Annotated in this window: 12 protein-coding genes; 11 read left to right on the top strand and 1 reads right to left on the bottom strand. The window is 38.6% G+C overall.

Going from position 1 to position 17,940, the window contains the following annotated elements:
* The first annotated feature begins 77 nt into the window (after positions 1-77).
* The 6 genes from EFD62_RS08975 (at position 78) to EFD62_RS08950 (ending at position 9,682) form a co-directional block, all read left to right on the top strand.
* A complete protein-coding gene (locus EFD62_RS08975) occupies positions 78-980 on the top strand; it encodes a radical SAM protein (RefSeq protein ID WP_069194435.1) in 903 nt (300 codons plus the stop codon).
* A 17-nt stretch (positions 981-997) separates the two neighbouring features.
* Complete coding sequence (locus EFD62_RS08970; protein WP_128705999.1) at positions 998-2,257, top strand: coproporphyrinogen-III oxidase family protein; 1,260 nt, start codon at positions 998-1,000, stop codon at positions 2,255-2,257.
* Between the two features lie 241 nt (positions 2,258-2,498).
* The gene (locus EFD62_RS08965) at positions 2,499-3,806 is read left to right on the top strand and encodes an MATE family efflux transporter (protein WP_128705998.1); all 1,308 of its coding nucleotides are present in this window, start codon (positions 2,499-2,501) and stop codon (positions 3,804-3,806) included.
* Positions 3,807-4,392: 586 nt separating this feature from the next.
* Positions 4,393-4,857: a chemotaxis protein CheW gene (locus EFD62_RS08960; RefSeq protein WP_128705997.1), complete on the top strand. Its 465-nt coding sequence runs from the start codon at positions 4,393-4,395 to the stop codon at positions 4,855-4,857.
* A gap of 50 nt (positions 4,858-4,907) precedes the next feature.
* Positions 4,908-6,779 carry a methyl-accepting chemotaxis protein gene (locus EFD62_RS08955; RefSeq protein WP_170176852.1) on the top strand — a complete coding sequence of 624 codons (1,872 nt, stop codon included), beginning with the start codon at positions 4,908-4,910 and terminating at the stop codon, positions 6,777-6,779.
* A 236-nt stretch (positions 6,780-7,015) separates the two neighbouring features.
* Positions 7,016-9,682 (top strand): glycoside hydrolase family 9 protein, encoded by a 2,667-nt coding sequence (locus EFD62_RS08950; protein ID WP_128705996.1) that lies wholly within the window; start codon positions 7,016-7,018, stop codon positions 9,680-9,682.
* A gap of 6 nt (positions 9,683-9,688) precedes the next feature.
* Here EFD62_RS08950 and EFD62_RS08945 read toward each other — a convergent pair whose 3' ends face one another.
* Complete coding sequence (locus tag EFD62_RS08945) at positions 9,689-10,123, bottom strand: DUF2935 domain-containing protein (RefSeq protein WP_128705995.1); 435 nt, start codon at positions 10,121-10,123, stop codon at positions 9,689-9,691.
* Positions 10,124-10,294: 171 nt separating this feature from the next.
* Between EFD62_RS08945 and hydF the strand changes: the two genes are divergently transcribed.
* The 5 genes from hydF (at position 10,295) to EFD62_RS08920 (ending at position 17,757) form a co-directional block, all read left to right on the top strand.
* The gene (gene hydF, locus EFD62_RS08940) at positions 10,295-11,497 is read left to right on the top strand and encodes a [FeFe] hydrogenase H-cluster maturation GTPase HydF (RefSeq protein WP_128705994.1); all 1,203 of its coding nucleotides are present in this window, start codon (positions 10,295-10,297) and stop codon (positions 11,495-11,497) included.
* Between the two features lie 222 nt (positions 11,498-11,719).
* Positions 11,720-13,948 (top strand): glycoside hydrolase family 9 protein, encoded by a 2,229-nt coding sequence (locus EFD62_RS08935; protein ID WP_069194427.1) that lies wholly within the window; start codon positions 11,720-11,722, stop codon positions 13,946-13,948.
* 360 nt (positions 13,949-14,308) lie between these two features.
* Positions 14,309-14,971 carry a helix-turn-helix domain-containing protein gene (locus EFD62_RS08930; RefSeq protein ID WP_069194426.1) on the top strand — a complete coding sequence of 221 codons (663 nt, stop codon included), beginning with the start codon at positions 14,309-14,311 and terminating at the stop codon, positions 14,969-14,971.
* A gap of 296 nt (positions 14,972-15,267) precedes the next feature.
* On the top strand, positions 15,268-16,227 hold the full coding sequence (locus EFD62_RS08925) for a DUF6263 family protein (RefSeq protein ID WP_069194425.1): 960 nt from the start codon (positions 15,268-15,270) through the stop codon (positions 16,225-16,227).
* Positions 16,228-16,524: 297 nt separating this feature from the next.
* Positions 16,525-17,757 (top strand): putative glycoside hydrolase, encoded by a 1,233-nt coding sequence (locus tag EFD62_RS08920; RefSeq protein WP_128705993.1) that lies wholly within the window; start codon positions 16,525-16,527, stop codon positions 17,755-17,757.
* Positions 17,758-17,940: the final 183 nt, after the last annotated feature.

Below are 17,940 nucleotides of genomic sequence, written 5' to 3'. Positions count from 1 at the left end.
TTTCTACTTGATTTCTAATTGATGGTTTGGTATGTTTAAAGTAAGAGAGGTCTTAAATTACATTTTGTGAGGCTGATATGAAAATAAATCATCTGATAAAGCTTGGAGCATTTGGAATCAGTACTATTCTTTTTCGTAGAAAAAAGGCCATTTTAGGAACGATTATTCTTACAGACAAATGTAATTTGCATTGTAAACATTGCTCTGTGAATAATATAACTTCTGTAGTATATTCATATACGAATATAAGACGTGAAATGGAATATATGTATAAACAAGGAATAAGGATTCTTTTCTTTTGCGGTGGGGAAACCTTTCTTTGGAGTAGTGAAAATAAAACTCTGCGTGACTTGGTAAGAGAAGCAAAGGAAATGGGATTTTATATTGTTAATGTAGTTACCAACGGAACTTATAAGCTTAACTTGCCCGAGGCGGATTTAATACTGCTAAGTCTCGATGGTGACAGAGAGAGACATAACATTATCCGCGGGGATACATATGACACTATAATGAAGAATATTGATGAAGCTGCATCGGATAATATTTGCTTATATATGGCAATCAACAAAATCAATCAGACTTGTATCCGACAAGTTTGTGATGTCGCAAAAAATAAGCCTGCAGTTAAAGCTGTATCTTTCAATTTTCACACTCCATATCCCGATACTGAAGAACTGGAATTGAGTATTGATGAAAAAAAGAATTGTTGTGATACAATAAGCGAGCTGATAGATATGGGCTATCCTGTTTTTAATCTGAAATCTGCCTTTCCTTATATTGTTGACAATAGTTTTCCGACTCCTTGCCATCAGTGTGTTGTTATGGAAAACGGAAAGTTAACTGTATGCGGACGATGTATTGATGTTCCGGGGCTTTGTGAAAAGTGCGGATATTTCTTTGCGGCTGAGTACACTCTTGTGTTTAGCGGAAAAATCAAGATAGCCATTGATATGCTTAGGACATATTTAAGATATATTTAATGAAAGGTTGAACGGATATGGGCGTAATAACCACATTGACAAGAGCATGGCTGACAAGAACGTTTAAGCCGTTTCATTTTACAAATGAATATGATAATATGTTGGATTATCAAGACACAAAAGGTCTCGGATTGTATGTTCATATTCCGTTTTGCAGATCACTATGCAGTTTTTGTCCCTATTGCAAGGTCGTATACGATGAAGCCTTAGCAGAACAATATATTGAAGCATTGCTGAAGGAGATTGACATGGTGGGCAGTACTGTCGGCATAGATAAAAAGCAAGTTACAAGCCTTTACTTTGGGGGTGGAACTCCTGCACTGCTTTTAAATGATATAGACTGTATTATCAAACGGATTGAAAGATACTTTACCATAACCGAAGGAATAGGTCTGGAGCTTCATCCTAAGGACGTAACTGAAGAAACCCTTGCAATCCTAAAAGCTGCCGGAGTATCAAAAATCAGTATCGGAATCCAAGCATTCCAGGAAAAGTATTTGAAGCTTTTGGGAAGGGAAGAATTCGATTATGACGAAATGTTCAAAGCGCTCAAGAGGGTGCGTTTTGAAACGGTTTCAATGGATTTTATTTTTGCATTACCCAGCCAAACAATTGAAAATATAAAAAATGATATTGAAACTGCTTTCAATAATGGTGCGAATCACATTGCAATCTACCCGTTTATAGATTTCACCTTCACAGACCGGAATTTTATAAAAATGAGCAACAGGAGAAAGAAAAAGCTGTTGTATGAAATTGTGGACTATTGCAAGGAGAGAGGATATGTTCGTGATTCTATCTGGACGTTTTCAAAGAATGGGACATCAAAGTACTCCTCTATGACCCGGGAGAATTTTCTTGGTTTTGGCTGCTCGGCGACTACCTTGCTTAAAGATCGTTTCAAGATAAATACTTTTGATATAAAGGAATATCAGAGGAGGATCAAAAGTGATAATTTGCCTACCGCTTTGACGCTAAATTTTACTCTAAGACAAAGAATGGTTTATTACCTATTCTGGACAGCATATTCGATGAGGGTAAGCCCGATAGATTTTCGAGAGTTTTTCGGTGAGAGTCTTGAGCGCAATTATGGGTTTGAGATTATCCTTGCAAGGATATTGGGATTTGTCAGGAAGGAAAAGAATCAATACATTATGACAACTAAGGGATCATACTACTATCATTATTATGAGAATTTTTACACCCTTTCATATATAGATAGAATGTGGCATCTTATGAAAAACGAAGCTCTTCCGAAAGAACTTATTATTAAGTAAAATGTGGCTGATGCAAGTATATTGACATACCGTGAAAACTATATTAGAATTAATAATGCTTTTTAAAGTAAGCCTAGTCTTTGCCACCGGGTAAAGAATTTCAGGTGTTCTGAAACATTCCGTTAGGTCTTAGAAGGAATGTTCGGAACACCTTTTTTGATTTAGCCCCTTGGAGTGAAATGAAAGAGGTAAAGAGAAGGGAATCGATGTCCCGAGCTTTTATCTTAATGGAGGGTTTTAGATGGAGAGATATATATTTAGAGATTTCATAAAGTATGTGAGCTTAAATGTCCTCGGAATGATAGGACTTTCTTGTTATATTTTAGCAGATACATTTTTTATATCAAAAGCATTGGGATCAATAGGTATAGCTGCACTTAATTTTTCTATTTCGATATACAGTTTAATCCATGGCGTCGGATTGATGATTGGAATTGGCGGAGCTGCAAGATACAGTATATTAAAGTCCCGAAATGAAGAAAAGGATGCAGACATAGTATTTTCCACTTGTTTAAAATTAGGTGTGATTATAGGAGTTATCTTTGCAATTATCGGTATATTTGGTTCGAGGTCTTTGGCTTCAATTTTAGGTGCTGATATGTCCACATTACCGATGACTAAAACATACCTCACGACAATACTATGCTTTGCCCCGTTTTTTATCGTAAATAACATTTTGCTTGCTTTTATACGTAATGATAATAATCCGAATTTATCAATGATTGCAATGCTGACAGGGAGCTTTTCCAATATTATTTTGGATTATGTATTCATGTTTCCCCTTGGAATGGGAATGTTCGGTGCCGCATTTGCAACATGTCTTGCACCAATAATCAGCATAGGCATATTGTCAATTCATTTTATTAAAAGGAAAAATAACTTTAGATATATTCAAAGCAGAATGCCTTGGTCTTCTATATGTGATGTGTTTAGTTTGGGGTTATCTTCTTTTATCACTGAGGTGTCTTCCTCTGTTGTCCTTATAACCTTTAATCTGGTGATTTTGGGGCTTAGGGGTAACTTGGGTGTCGCTTCTTATGGAATTGTTGCCAATATAGCACTTGTGGGAATTGCAGTCTTTTCGGGAATTGCGCAGGGGATACAGCCCCTTGTCAGCAAAGAGTATGGATTGAAAAACTACAAGGCAATTAGAGAAGTGCTGAAATACGCTCTGTTCACCTCACTTACGATAGCGACAGTTATATATTTGGGAATGTTTTTTTATGCGGACAATATTATCAATATCTTCAATGGTGAGCAGAATTTGGAAATTGCCCGTATTACAAAAACCGGACTTAGAATCTATTTTATCGGTTTTTTCTTTGCAGGAATCAATTTAATTATGGCAATGTATTTAAGTGCTACTGAGCAGGCAAGGTATGCATTTATCATTTCTGTTGCACGAGGTTGTATTATTATTGTTCCTCTTGTTCTTTTACTAAGCAGGATGTGGGAAATGACAGGAGTATGGATGGCATTTGTTTTGACAGAGGTTATCGTAACTGTTATAACAGTTCTTATAAATAATCGGCAATCTTTACTTGTATGAGAATTATGTAAGAATTTTAAAAGTAAGAAGGAAGTTTATTATTTATGTAGAATAAATATTAATTGTGAAATAAACATAAAGTCTTTACCGTTGCACAAATGCTTGGCAATATCTGCATATTATTTATAGCATTGAAAGGAGCGATAACTTGTCGACACAGTATTTCGATAAGCTTTCAATAAAATTATCTTTGGTTATCAGAATTGTGCAGGTTGTCAAGAGAATTATATTTTTGGAAATGATTGAAAATAAATCATTGTCTTTTCATAATTCAAAATACCTATCCTAATATTTATGTGAAAGAAAATCTTAGTAGATTCAAAAGGTCAATTTATCCATAGTAACAAATTGATGACAGTTTAATTACTTTTGGGGGGCATTTGCGCCATCTAGATATACGCAGCGAATTCGGTGGGGGATAACCCTATTAGTGAAGCAATTAACCTCATACGGTTTATTTGCAACCAAATATTTGTGATGTTGTAATTATCTGCTAACAAACCATATTTTACGTTAGTTGGGTCGAACAGTGGTAAAAGTCACTGATAATAATAGCTGGGTAAATCGTACAAGGAGGTGAAAAGGAATGACTGAAACACTAACTAGCGAATTAGAGTTGCGACAAGAAGAAACTCAGAAAGATAAGTATTTGACGTTTATCCTTGGAAAGGAATATTATGGGATTGAAATTAAGTATGTTACAGAGATTATTGGAATTCAATCTATCACAGAAGTGCCCGATTTACCGGGGTATATTCGGGGGATAATAAATCTGCGCGGAAAGATAATACCCGTAATGGATGTCAGATTGAGATTCGGCAAAGAATTCAAAGAGTATGACGATAGAACTTGTATAATTGTTATTGACTCTGACAATATTCTCGTTGGACTGATTGTAGACAGCGTATGGGAGGTGATGTCCATTCCGAACGAGGAGATTGTTACTCCCCCTGATTTTAACGAAAGCGAGAATAAGTTTATTAAAGGAATAGGCAAGACCGGAAGTGAGGTTAAGCTGATACTGGATTGTGAGAAACTTCTTATGGATTAAAGAAATGAAATGCCAAAGGAATGCAATATAAGATCAAGGAGGATTATATAATGCGATGGTATTATGATTTGAAAATATCAGCAAAATTAATTATAGCTTTTTTAGTGCTTGCAGTGATTGCAGGAGTTGTCGGCGGTGTTGCTCTCGTAAACATCAATAATATGAGCCAAGCGGATGTGCAACTGTATGAGGATAACACAATGGGTATCAACTACATTGCTGAAGCTGCTTTGCAGTTTCAACGCATGAGGTTTAATGCAGCAAGAATGATGTTGTTTGATGATTCAGCGAAGCAAAAAGAATCTATGGTAAAAATTGAAGAACATATTGTAAATGTTGGAAAATACTTAAGTCTGTATGAGGATGCAATTACAAATGATACCGACCGCAAACTGTTTGACGAATTAGGGCCCAAATGGGAAAAGTATAAATCTACGGTTAACAAAGAAATGGAACTTGTTAAATTGGGGCAGATGGAAGAGGCACAAACGTTACTTCTCGGAGATATGGCTGAAGCTGGCGATACGCTGAGGGATGCTCTTGAAGTCTTAATGGAATATAACTCCACTGCAGCTAAAGCAAGAGTGGATGAAAATAAGAGGATCGCATCAAGTGCCTCAACAATAATGATAATGGTGGTATTTGTAGGTGTATTAATAGCTATTGCCCTGGGAGTATTTATATCCAGAATAATCAGCAAACCTATCGCGAAATTGGTTGATGCTGCTGACAGACTGGCCCTAGGAGACGTGGATGTAGATATCAAGGCTGAGACCAAGGATGAAATTGGAAAGTTGGTAGAATCCTTCAAAGGCATGGTAGAGAATATTCGAGAGCAGGCTTATGTGGTAGAAAAGATTGCTGCCGGTGATATGACTGTTGATGTCAAAGTCAAATCAGACAAAGACCTGCTGGGTAAAAAGCTTAGCGAAATGGTTGAAACCAATAACGAGGTTCTTTCGAATATCAACGAAGTTGCAGGACAGGTGGCATCAGGGTCAAAACAAGTATCGGATTCAAGTATGCAGCTTTCACAGGGAGCTACCGAACAGGCTAGTTCAATAGAAGAGTTGACAGCTTCCCTCGAGCAAGTATCAACACAGACAAAACTCAGTGCCCAGAATGCAAATCAGGCTAATGAACTGGCTGAAATTGCCCGGAGTAATGCGGAGCAGGGAAATAAGCAAATGGCTGACATGCTCAATGCCATGGAGGAAATCAATAATTCTTCTTCAAATATCTCCAGAATTATCAAAGTAATAGATGAAATAGCCTTCCAGACCAACATTCTTGCTCTTAATGCTGCGGTTGAAGCGGCAAGAGCTGGTCAGCACGGCAAAGGATTTGCGGTTGTGGCGGAAGAAGTGAGAAATCTTGCAGCCAGGTCTGCTAATGCAGCAAAAGAAACTACGGAACTGATTGAGGGAACAATTAAGAGAACTGAAAATGGTACAAAGATAGCCCGGGAAACTGCCGAAGCCCTCTATAAGATAGTGGAGGACGTATCAAAAGCAGCTTCGTTGGTTAATGACATAGCTGTTGCCTCCAATGAACAAGCTGCAGCCATTACGCAGATAAATCAGGGAATTGCGCAGGTATCCCATGTTGTGCAGACCAACTCAGCTACATCGGAAGAGAGTGCAGCTGCAAGTGAAGAGCTGTACAGCCAGGCTGAATTCCTGAAACAGTCCGTTGCCAAGTTTAAGTTAAAAAACATGGGAAAGATGACATACAACAGGTATAAGGAGCTTAGCCCTGAAATTATGAAGATGCTGGGAGAGTATACGGAAAAGAAGCAACCGAATAATCCCAACAAGGAAAAAGACATGAGGTATATTGATAATATGGGAGCATCAGAAAATGATATTTCGGATTTGAAGCAAAAAATACTGTTATCTGACAATGAATTTGGAAAATATTAAGCATACATAAAGCAGAGTGGGCATTAGTGTTCACTCTGTTTTTTTATGGGTTATTATTCTAAATCCATCATAAACTTAATGAGGGGATAATTGTCGACAATAGTTGACTTTTAGACTTTATCGAATTTGACGAGGTTCATATGTTATAATAAACTAATAGTGCGGATAAATATAGCTTTATTGAATTAAATTGATAAGTCTATTTCTATTAATTGCTGTGGGGGGAAAAGGATACCATGAGGCTGATTGACATATTGAAAAGAAGAAAAGTTCTTTTAGCGCTTGCAGTTTTTGTGATTTTGGGCACTGTCCTATTGTTTACAAATCCTTGGGCGCGGGAATCTTCCAATACTCCGGATGAGTCCGGTTTAAAAGCCAATGATGATTTGGCAGGGAGAAATAAGAATAGCGAATATTTACCTCAAGAGGAGATCCCGAAGCAGCCTCCGGCCACTGGTGAGTTTAACTATGGGGAAGCGTTGCAGAAAGCAATTTTCTTCTACGAGTGTCAAAGGTCCGGAAAGCTCGATCCATCAACTCTTCGTCTGAATTGGCGCGGAGATTCTGGGCTTGACGACGGAAAAGATGCAGGAATTGATCTTACCGGCGGGTGGTATGATGCAGGAGACCATGCAAAGTTTAATTTGCCCATGTCTTATTCGGCGGCTATGCTGGGCTGGGCGGTATATGAATACGAAGAAGCATTTAAGCAAAGCGGACAGTATAACCATATATTGAATAACATAAAATGGGCTTGTGATTATCTTATCAAATGTCATCCACAGAAGGATGTATACTATTACCAAGTAGGTGACGGACATGCCGATCACGCATGGTGGGGTCCGGCCGAAGTACTGCCTATGGAAAGACCTTCGTATAAAGTTGACAAATCATCGCCCGGTTCTGCAGTTTCGGCGGAGACATCAGCGGCTTTGGCAGTAGCATCAATAATATTTAAAAAGGTGGATAAAGAATACTCAAAAGAATGCTTGAAACATGCAAAAGAACTATTTGAATTTGCAGATACCACCAAAAGCGATGAAGGCTATACCGCAGCCAATGGTTTCTATGATTCATGGAGCGGATTTTATGATGAGCTTTCTTGGGCGGCTGCATGGCTCTATCTGGCTACCGATGATTCCTCCTATTTAGAAAAGGCTGAAAGCTATTCTGATAAATGGGGATATGAGCCGCAGACCAACACACCAAAGTACAAGTGGGCCCAATGCTGGGATGACGTGACCTATGGCACTTATCTTCTTTTGGCGAAAATTAAGAATGATAATGGAATATATAAAGAGTCAATAGAAAGGCACCTTGATTGGTGGACCACCGGATATAATGGAGAAAGAGTTGCGTATACTCCGAAAGGACTGGCATGGCTTGACCAATGGGGAGCATTGAGATATGCAACCACAACGGCATTTTTGGCATGTGTTTATTCCGACTGGGAAAATGGTGATAAAGATAAGGCAAAGAATTATTTGGAGTTTGCAAGAAGTCAGGCTGATTATGCCTTGGGGAGCACAGGGCAAAGCTTTGTTGTCGGCTTTGGGGAAAATTCAACGAAAAGGCCTCATCACAGAACGGCTCATGGTTCATGGGCAGATAGCCAGATGGAACCTTCTGAGCACAGGCATGTTCTCTATGGTGCCCTTGTGGGGGGACCTGATAACTCGGATAACTATACGGATGATATCAGCAATTATGTCAATAATGAAGTGGCCTGTGACTACAATGCGGGTTTTGTCGGTTTGCTTGCAAAAATGTATAAGCTTTATGGTGGAAGCCCCGATCCCAAATTTAGCGGTATAGAAGAGATTCTCGAGGATGAAATATTCGTTGAAGCAGGCATAAATGCTTCGGGGAACAATTTCATTGAAATAAAAGCAGTGGTGAATAACAAGTCGGGCTGGCCTGCAAGAGTTTGTGAGAATTTATCCTTTAGATATTTTATCGACCTTCAAGAGCTTGGTGGTGCAGGCAATACTGCAAGCAACTTAACAGTAAGTTCCAGCTATAATCAGGGAGCAAAGCTATCTGATGTCAAACACTACAAAGATAATATTTATTATGTGGAGGTGGATTTATCGGGAACCAAAATATATCCCGGGGGACAATCAGCATACAAGAAGGAAGTGCAATTTAGAATTTCCGCACCCGAAGGCACAGTGCTAAATTCCGAAAACGATTACTCATATCAAGGCCTATCGGCAGGAGCAGTTGTAAAATCTGAGTATATTCCGGTATATGATACCGGGGTGTTGGTATTTGGAAAGGAACCGGGTTCACCAGCGAAAAATCCTTCAAAAAATGATGCTTTCCCTAAGGCAACTTCTACAGTAAAAAATGATTCGGAACTTGCAACAAAATACACAGAAAAGCCTGCAGCTGATTTTAACACCCCTGCCGGGCAGAATAGTATAAAGGATAAAGAACAGGGCAATAAAGGAGGGGTGTCATTGCAATATGCAACCGGGAATGCAGGAGCTTCAACAAACGGTATTAATCCAAAATTTAAAATAACCAACAATGGCGCAAAGTCTATAAACTTGTCCGATGTCAAGATTAGATATTATTATACAAAAGATGGGGATACTCCCCAAAACTTCTGGTGTGATTGGAGTAGTGCCGGCAATTCAAATGTTACGGGGAACTTTTTTGATGCTCCTTCACCTAGAGATGGAGCGGACGCCTACCTTGAAGTTGGATTTGCCGGCGGAGCAGGAACCCTTGAATCTGGAGAAAGTGTTGAAGTACAGGTAAGGTTTTCAAAAGATGACTGGTCAAACTATACCCAGTCAAATGATTATTCTTTCAACTCATCGGCTTCAGATTATACCGATTGGAACAAGATAACTGTATATATTTCCAATAAACTTGTTTATGGTAAAGAACCTTAATCCTGATTATCTATACGCAATATGGCTAAGATATGCCTTTGCAATGCCAATGTAATATTCGGATTCTCTGATAATATGATTAATCACAACCGAGGCAGTTAAATTGTTTTTAACTGCTTCGCTCTCTTTTGCCATAGTATTCAAAAAGTTTACAAAGATTTCGCTTTGACGTAAAGTAATTTCAATAATATTTGCAATTTTTTGTACTAATTCAGGGGTCATTGCATAGCAAGATCTATTTAGCCTTTCAATATATTGCAAGATTGTGGCCTCTGTTGCACTAAGAATCTTCTGGTATTCATCCAGCTTTTCTACAAACTCATCCTCCAGATCTTGTATAATTTTCCTGATGACCACAGTGTGTTCTGACTCTTGCCTTTTCCAGAATTTGGCTTCCTCCAAGATTCTTATATTATTCTTATCACCGTAACAAAGCTGCATTGGCTATTTCTCCTTTTCTATATATTTATTGCACATAACATAATTCATTATATGTTGAGAAGCAGAATTCAGTACCAATATTGCATCGTTATAATTTCCATAACAATAAGGTTTACATGTACGGTTTTTACCTGATAATATATAAAGAAAAGAGCATAGGAGGTAATCGACATGGGATTGAATGAAACACCCTCTGCAAACCGTGTTCATATAGGATTCTTCGGAAAAAGAAATGCCGGTAAATCGAGTATTGTAAATGCTGTCACAGGTCAGGATCTAGCTGTTGTTTCAGAAGTGAAAGGAACAACCACTGATCCTGTTTACAAATCAATGGAACTTTTGCCTATGGGTCCGGTTGTGATAATCGACACTCCCGGAATTGATGATGAGGGAGCGCTGGGGGAACTACGGGTAAGAAAAAGTCGCCAGGTACTTAATAAAACCGATGTTGCCGTGCTGGTAATCGATGCTGCTTGCGGCAAATCGGAAGATGATGATAAATTGATCGAACTCTTTAATAAGAAGGATATAAAGTATGTTGTTGTTTACAATAAGGCAGATTTGAAAGAGCATGAAGAGGCAATAGACAATAATGAAATTTATGTTAGTGCCAAAACGGGATACAACATTGAGCAATTGAAGGAAAAAATCGCAGCTCTTGCTGTTACTGAGGACATTACGCACAAAATAGTCGGTGACCTAATTAATCCTTCGGATTTTGCTGTACTTGTAGTACCTATTGATAAAGCAGCCCCCAAGGGCCGTCTTATACTTCCTCAACAGCAGACCATTCGTGATATTTTAGAGTCCAATGCTGTTGCAATTGTGGTAAAGGAGTACGAACTTAAGGATACGCTCAACAGCCTTGGTAAGAAGCCGAAGCTTGTCATCACTGACAGTCAGGCATTTGAAAAGGTATCGGCGGATACACCGGAGGATATTTACCTTACTTCATTTTCCATTCTTTTTGCGCGATACAAGGGCAATCTCGAAATTGCAGTAAAGGGGGCAAAAGCGCTAGATTCCATGAATGACGGTGACACCATTCTCATTTCCGAAGGGTGCACCCATCACCGACAGTGCGATGATATAGGAACGGTGAAGCTTCCGAGATGGATAAATAATTATACTAAAAAGCAGTTGAACTTTGAATTTACATCGGGTACAGAGTTTCCGGAAGATCTATCCGGCTACAAATTGGTTGTGCATTGCGGCGGCTGCATGCTCAATGAAAGAGAAATGAAATACCGTTATAAATATGCCGTGGAGCAGAAAGTGCCTATCACCAATTACGGAATTTCCATTGCATATATGCAGGGGATTTTGAAAAGGAGTCTTGCCATTTTCCCGGATATACTTTCAGAAATTCTTTAGTGTTTGAGGCAGTGTGGCAAGACTGAATGTTAAATATTACTGTTTTAATTGAAGATAGCGACTGGTGTATGATATAATTTATATGAAATAAATAAAGGTCGCGTTTCTATATACTTTGATTTGTCTTTGCAAACATTTTAGAATGAAGTTTTCATATCTTACGCATTTGAAATTTATATTAAATACAATAAAAGTAAAGTTTAAGGGGAGGTATTATTAATAATGAAGAAAACGAAATCGGTCAAATTTCACAAAAAATTTGCCCTGGCTGTTCTGGTATTCTTCTTGGCTGCTATACTGCTGCCGTCGTCTGCTCTTGAATCAAAAGTGCAGGCTGCTTCTTCACCTCGTTCGGGGGGAGCATACTATAGTTATGGAGAAGCTTTGCAAAAAGCAATTCTTTTTTACAAAGCCAACCGTCTTGGAGACTTGCCCGATGATTACATTCTGCCCTACCGGGCTGATGCGGCAATGACTGACGGCCAAGATGTCGGTCTGGACCTTACCGGAGGATGGGCTGATGCCGGGGATGGAATCAAATTCACCCATCCTATGTCCTATGCGGCAGGTCAATTGGGATGGGCTGTGTATGAATATCGCCAAGCCTTTGAAAAATCAGGTCAATTAGATGATATTTTGGACGAAATAAAGTGGGCTACGGATTTTTTCATTAAAGCTCATCCGGAGCCAGATGTATTGTATTATATGTGCGGCTACAACGATTCTGACCACTCGGTATGGGTTCCCCACGAGTTGTTGGATTATGTTACCGATAGGAAGTCCTTTGTGCTAAATCCGTCAACCCCCGGTTCTGATGTGGCGGGGCAGACTGCTGCTTGTCTGGCTATTGCCTCAATCATATTCGAGCCGACAGACCCGGAATATGCTCAAACTTGTTTGACCCATGCAAAGCAGATTTTTGAGTTTGGTGATAAATATAGAGGCAAAAATCCGCTGGATGTATTATATCCATCCGGAGGTTATGTGGATGATATGGCTTGGGGTGCTGTGTGGCTCTACATAAAAACCGGTGATACCACTTATCTTGATAAAGCAAAATCCTATTTGCCTGTTACTTCATTAGGAGGGGGACATACCCACTGTTGGGATGATGTCAGTTACGGAGCGGCACTTAAAATAGCCCAGATTACTCATGACGAGGGATATGCCGCTATGGTTGAAAAGAACCTTGATTTTTGGATGCCCGGCGGAGGCATTACTTATACTCCTGGGGGCTTGGCATGGCTTTCACCATGGGGCTCTTTGCGTTATGCGTCTACAGCAGCATTTTTAGCCTTTGTATGGTCTGACGACCAAACGGTTGGCACGCCGTCAAAAAAAGAAGCCTATCACAATTTCGCAGAAAGGCAAATAAACTATATTCTCGGGGATAATCCACGCAAAGGAAGCTTTGTGGTAGGGTTTGGTGAAAATGCACCTGAGCATCCCCATCACAGAACAGCTCATGGTTCATGGGTGAGTATGCTTGATGTACCGGGTTTCCATCGCCATATTCTCTATGGCGCACTGGTTGGAGGACCGTCTTCAGATGATAGCTGGGTGGATGATATTTCAGACTATACTTTGAATGAGGTGGCTACCGACTACAATGCAGGTTTTGTGGGGTCTTTGGCAAAAATGTATGATATGTATGGCGGAGAACCTCTTGAAAATTGGCCTCAGCCTGAAGATTTCAGAGCGCCGGAAGATGACCTTACTGAATACTTCTGCCGTGGTTGGATAATCTACGAGGGCTATGGAACTTTAAATCTGCTGCTCCAGGTGAACAACCGCTCAGCATGGCCTCCCACAATGAAAGATAAATTGTCTGTTCGTTATTTCATGGATTTAAGTGAAATATTTGAGGCTGGAGGAAGTCTGGATGATGTTCAAATAACCCTTGGACAAAGCGAGGGAGCAAAACTTGAAGGATTGAAGCAGTACAAGGATAATATTTACTACTTTACGGTAGACTTTACAGGAACACAGATTATGCCTGCCGAATGGGAAATGTGTGAAAAAGATGCCCATGTATCAATTAAATACAAAGACGCTAACATAGGCTCTAATGAAAACGATTGGTCGTTTCAGAATTTAAGCAAGTCTCCGGATTATGACGCTGTATCCTTTGCAGGATTGACTCCTTACATACCTGTATATGATAATGGTGTTTTACTGTGGGGTGAAGAACCGCCTAACGGAGGGAATACTCCTGAACCTTCACCGGAACCGACGCCGACCAAGCCGCCAATTACTTATGGAGATTTAAATGGCGATGGCAATGTGAATTCTACGGATTGCACAATATTAAAAAGAGCTTTGTTGGGTATTGTAGTTCCAGGTGCAAACTTAGATGCTGGGGATTTGAATAGAGACGGTAAAGTAAACTCAACAGACTTAACAATTTTCAAAAGGTATTTGCTTAAAGTGATTCCTTCCATACCTCTGTAACTTATAGATTTTAGATATATGTTGCAATAAGTAAAAGCTCGGGACATCGAGTCCCTTCGCTTTTGCCTCTTTCATTTCATTCCAAGAGGCCAAATAAAAAATCCTACGGATAGGTTTAGCCTCCGTAGGATTTTTGCTATCATCCATTTAGGTGAATGAAGATACAGTATAAAATGCAGTACTAAAGAGATGGAATGATTTTAAGGATGTTAACACCATTAGGTACATAGATTCTTTCATTGCACATTATCGAAGACCGAATTTACAATTTACCTTCAACTGATATAATAGATATATAGTTTTTAATAATATATTAGAACCATAACATCAAGAATTATATTTTGGAAAAGGTGAAAGTATATGAGCAGATTAGGTTCAGAGATTGGAAGACTCCGGAAGGAGCTTGGAATTACTCAAAAGCAGCTTGCAAAATTGGTGGGTGTTTCTGAGGGATTTATTGCTGATGTAGAATCAGGTAAAAGGATACTAAATGAAGACCTCGTAAAGAAATTCTCCAGAGCATTGCGAGGTGAAGTGGGAAAACTGGAATTATATGAGGCTGAAGAAAACAAGCCGGAACCGGATGCAAATGTGGTGAAGGTTGTTGAGAAGCCTGTACAGGATATCTGGAACGATGCTCTTGCAGGAATTCTCATGCCAGTACCTGTATATCGCTATAAGATGGACAAATCCGTTGATACAAAGCAGCTACCTATAATACACAACAAAGTCGAAGGTTTTCCAAAGGATAAATTATTCTATCTGATTATTGAAGATAACGATATGTCCGGTTTTAGAATAATTAAGGACGATCTTGCTTTGGTTTATAGTACCCATGACATTGATAAGGATGGAATTTACTTTGTTGATTATAAAGGCAAAAGGACGGTAAGACAGATAAAAGACATTGGAAACGGCAAATTGTTGCTTGTCAGTAATGGCGCAAGACTAGTAACGGATACGATTTATAGAAAGGATTTAAATGTACTGGGAAGACTGATTCGTCTCGAAATTATGCTGTAAAAGTAGAACTTCAAAGTAAAGGCAAAGCCCACTGGGTTTTCCCTGCATCACAGCAACCTCAATTAACAGCCTATATCCGAAAATTCTTACTGGACAGTCCTTCTAGCACTAATGTTTTTAAGACAGAAGGTCGTTTCACAGTTGGCAAATCAAAATGGCTTTACTGGACTGTTCCTAATTTCAGTGAGCAAATGAGAATGGGTAGGGATTCTTTTTGGCTATAAGATTATATCTTGACTTTTTTTTCAAGTATTATATAATAAAATCCTAAAACATTTGGGGAGATGATATTGTTTATGAGGTCAAAAAGAATTTTAGTTGCTTTGATAGTAGCTGTTATGGCATTATCACTGAGTGCTTGTAACTCGGGTCTTGCATTATACGTAAATGTAAATGTTGGTGACAGCTATAAGTATCATATTGAAATGGATCAAACGATGAACGTAGAACAGAGCGGGCAAAGTGTAGAAACTAACCAAAATATGGTTTATGACTTTATTGTTTCTGTTAATGATGTGGATTCGGAGGGAAATATTACAGCTGACTATAAATATGATGCTTTAAAAATTGATATAGAGTCAAATGGAGCAAAGCAGTCTTTTGATTCAAAAAATGCCAATGCCGATGATTCGATGTCAGCGATATATAGCAGTTTTATTGGCAAGGGCTTTACAGCGAAGATGACAAAATATGGTGAAATTAAGGAAATCAGCGGTGTTGATAACCTTTTAAATTCAATAGTGGATTCTATGGATTTAGGTGAAGATGAAGTTGCGCAGGTTTTTAAGGAGCAGACGAAAGAAAGTTTAAGGCAAAGCTTTGGAGATGAAGCAATCAAATCAGCTGTTCAATCAGCTACGGTATTCCCTGATACTGAGAGTATCAAGGTGGGAGACACGTGGACTGTTGACAACAGTGTTAAGACTATTGTTGATATGAAGATGACTACTACGTATACTCTTGATAAAGTCGAAGGTGAGATTGCCTATATCTCGGTTAAGGCCGATTACAAATCAGATCCTTCTACGGCTTCGGACTATATGGGTATGCAAATGACTACAGATTTGTCGGGCACAATGACAGGAAGCATAAAAGTTAACACTAAAAACGGCTTTTTATCTGAAGGACAAATGACACAGGAATATTCAGGCAAAATGAGTATTGTAGTTCCGGCGATGGAAGGTCTTGAAAGCCAGACAGTAGAAATCCCTATGGATTCAAAAGGAACTATTACTTATTCAACAACTAAAATGTAATTCTAATAAAAAGACTCAAAAGAAGTCAACAGGAATGGTTCTTGTTGGCTTCTTTTTTTAACCTCTTGGAATGAAATGAAAGAGACAAAAGCGAAGGGACTCGAGGTCCACAGCTTTTATTTTTTATGCTTATATGATGAACTCGTTTTCAAAGTTTTCATGTTTAAACATACCCTTGCCAAGCAAATAATATAACGAGGCAATAAATGTTCCCACTTCTTATAAGTTGCGGGTATCGATTAGCCTTTCAGGCGGTGTTATAACAAAACATTATAGTGAATGGAATAGGAGAAAAGGATGTTTAAAAACAGACGGTTTTTAATAGCTTTGGTTGTTTTTTTGCTTGCTATTACAACAACTTATGCATTTATATATTACAACGGAAATTTAAACAAAAAAAACCAAATAAATGATAACAATCAAAATACTCAGATTAAGTACTCTTTGACAAACGAGGATAGTAATAAAGAAGAGAATCTTCCCACTCCTGTGCCTGAAAAAAAAGCAGTAAAGGTAAAAGGACTGTACATTACTGGATCTTCTGCCGGGAATAAAAGGTTCATGGAGAATATTGTTAACCTTATTAATACCACGGAGCTCAATACAGTGGTTTTGGATGTAAAAGAGGATGGAAAAGTTAATTATTTTTCAGAGGTAGAAAGTGTAAAACAGATTGGTGCACATCATGAGTTGTATGATGTAGATGAAGTAATAAAGCTTCTGCATGATAACAATATATATGTAATAGGAAGAATCGTATGTTTCAGGGATAATTATCTGGCTGGAAAGAGGGTGGATCTGGCTATAAAACGCAAGGACGGGTCTATATGGAGGGAAAATGGAAGTATAGCCTGGACAAACCCTTATAATAAGGAGGTGTGGAAATACAACATTGATATAGCAAAGGAGGCAATTAACAAAGGTTTCGATGAGATTCAGTTTGACTATGTAAGATTTCCTACGGCAGGAAAAAGCGAGGTTGATTACGGAGAAAATCCTTCGCCTAAGGCTGATGCAATTTCCGGTTTTCTTAGGGAGGCAACAAGTGAAATAAATAAAATGGGTGCGCCGGTTTCGGCAGATATATTTGCAATTGTTTGTGAGACTCCGGGGGACACGGAAGGCATCGGACAGGTGTTGGAAAGGATTGGGATGGATGTGGACTATATATCCCCAATGATATACCCCTCCCATTATGCCAATTCATCTCACGGAATGATGGGGAACGGAAAAGGTCAGTCTATTAATGGCATAATTTTTACTGCCCCTGATTTAAAGCCTTATGAAGTTGTTTATAATGTTCTTTTAAAAACAAAGGACAGGATATCAAAGGTAGAAGGGTATAAAGCGAAGGTAAGACCATATCTTCAGGATTTTACAGCTTCATATCTTCCCAAAGGTTATTATCAGCGTTATGGTCCGGAACAGATAAGGCAACAGATAAAGGCGGTCTATGATGCGGGATATGAAGAGTGGATATTTTGGGATGCGGCAAATACGTACACAGAGTCAGCATTTACCAGAGAATAATTTTATTAATAGTTAAACTTTTATTGTTATTTTTGCGTCTAAATAGTATTATTGAATATATACCAATATAAAAACCTACGCAAAAATCTTATATGGTATTTATTGATAATGACAACAGATATATTTGTGTTATAATTTAATAATAGCAGAAGTATATCTAAACTGATCAAAAACAAAAATACA

It is taken from the genome of Acetivibrio mesophilus (genome assembly GCF_004102745.1).
GTDB lineage: Bacteria > Bacillota > Clostridia > Acetivibrionales > Acetivibrionaceae > Hungateiclostridium > Hungateiclostridium mesophilum.
Note: the sequence above shows the minus strand (reverse complement) of the source record. Positions and strands in the feature narration are given on the sequence as shown.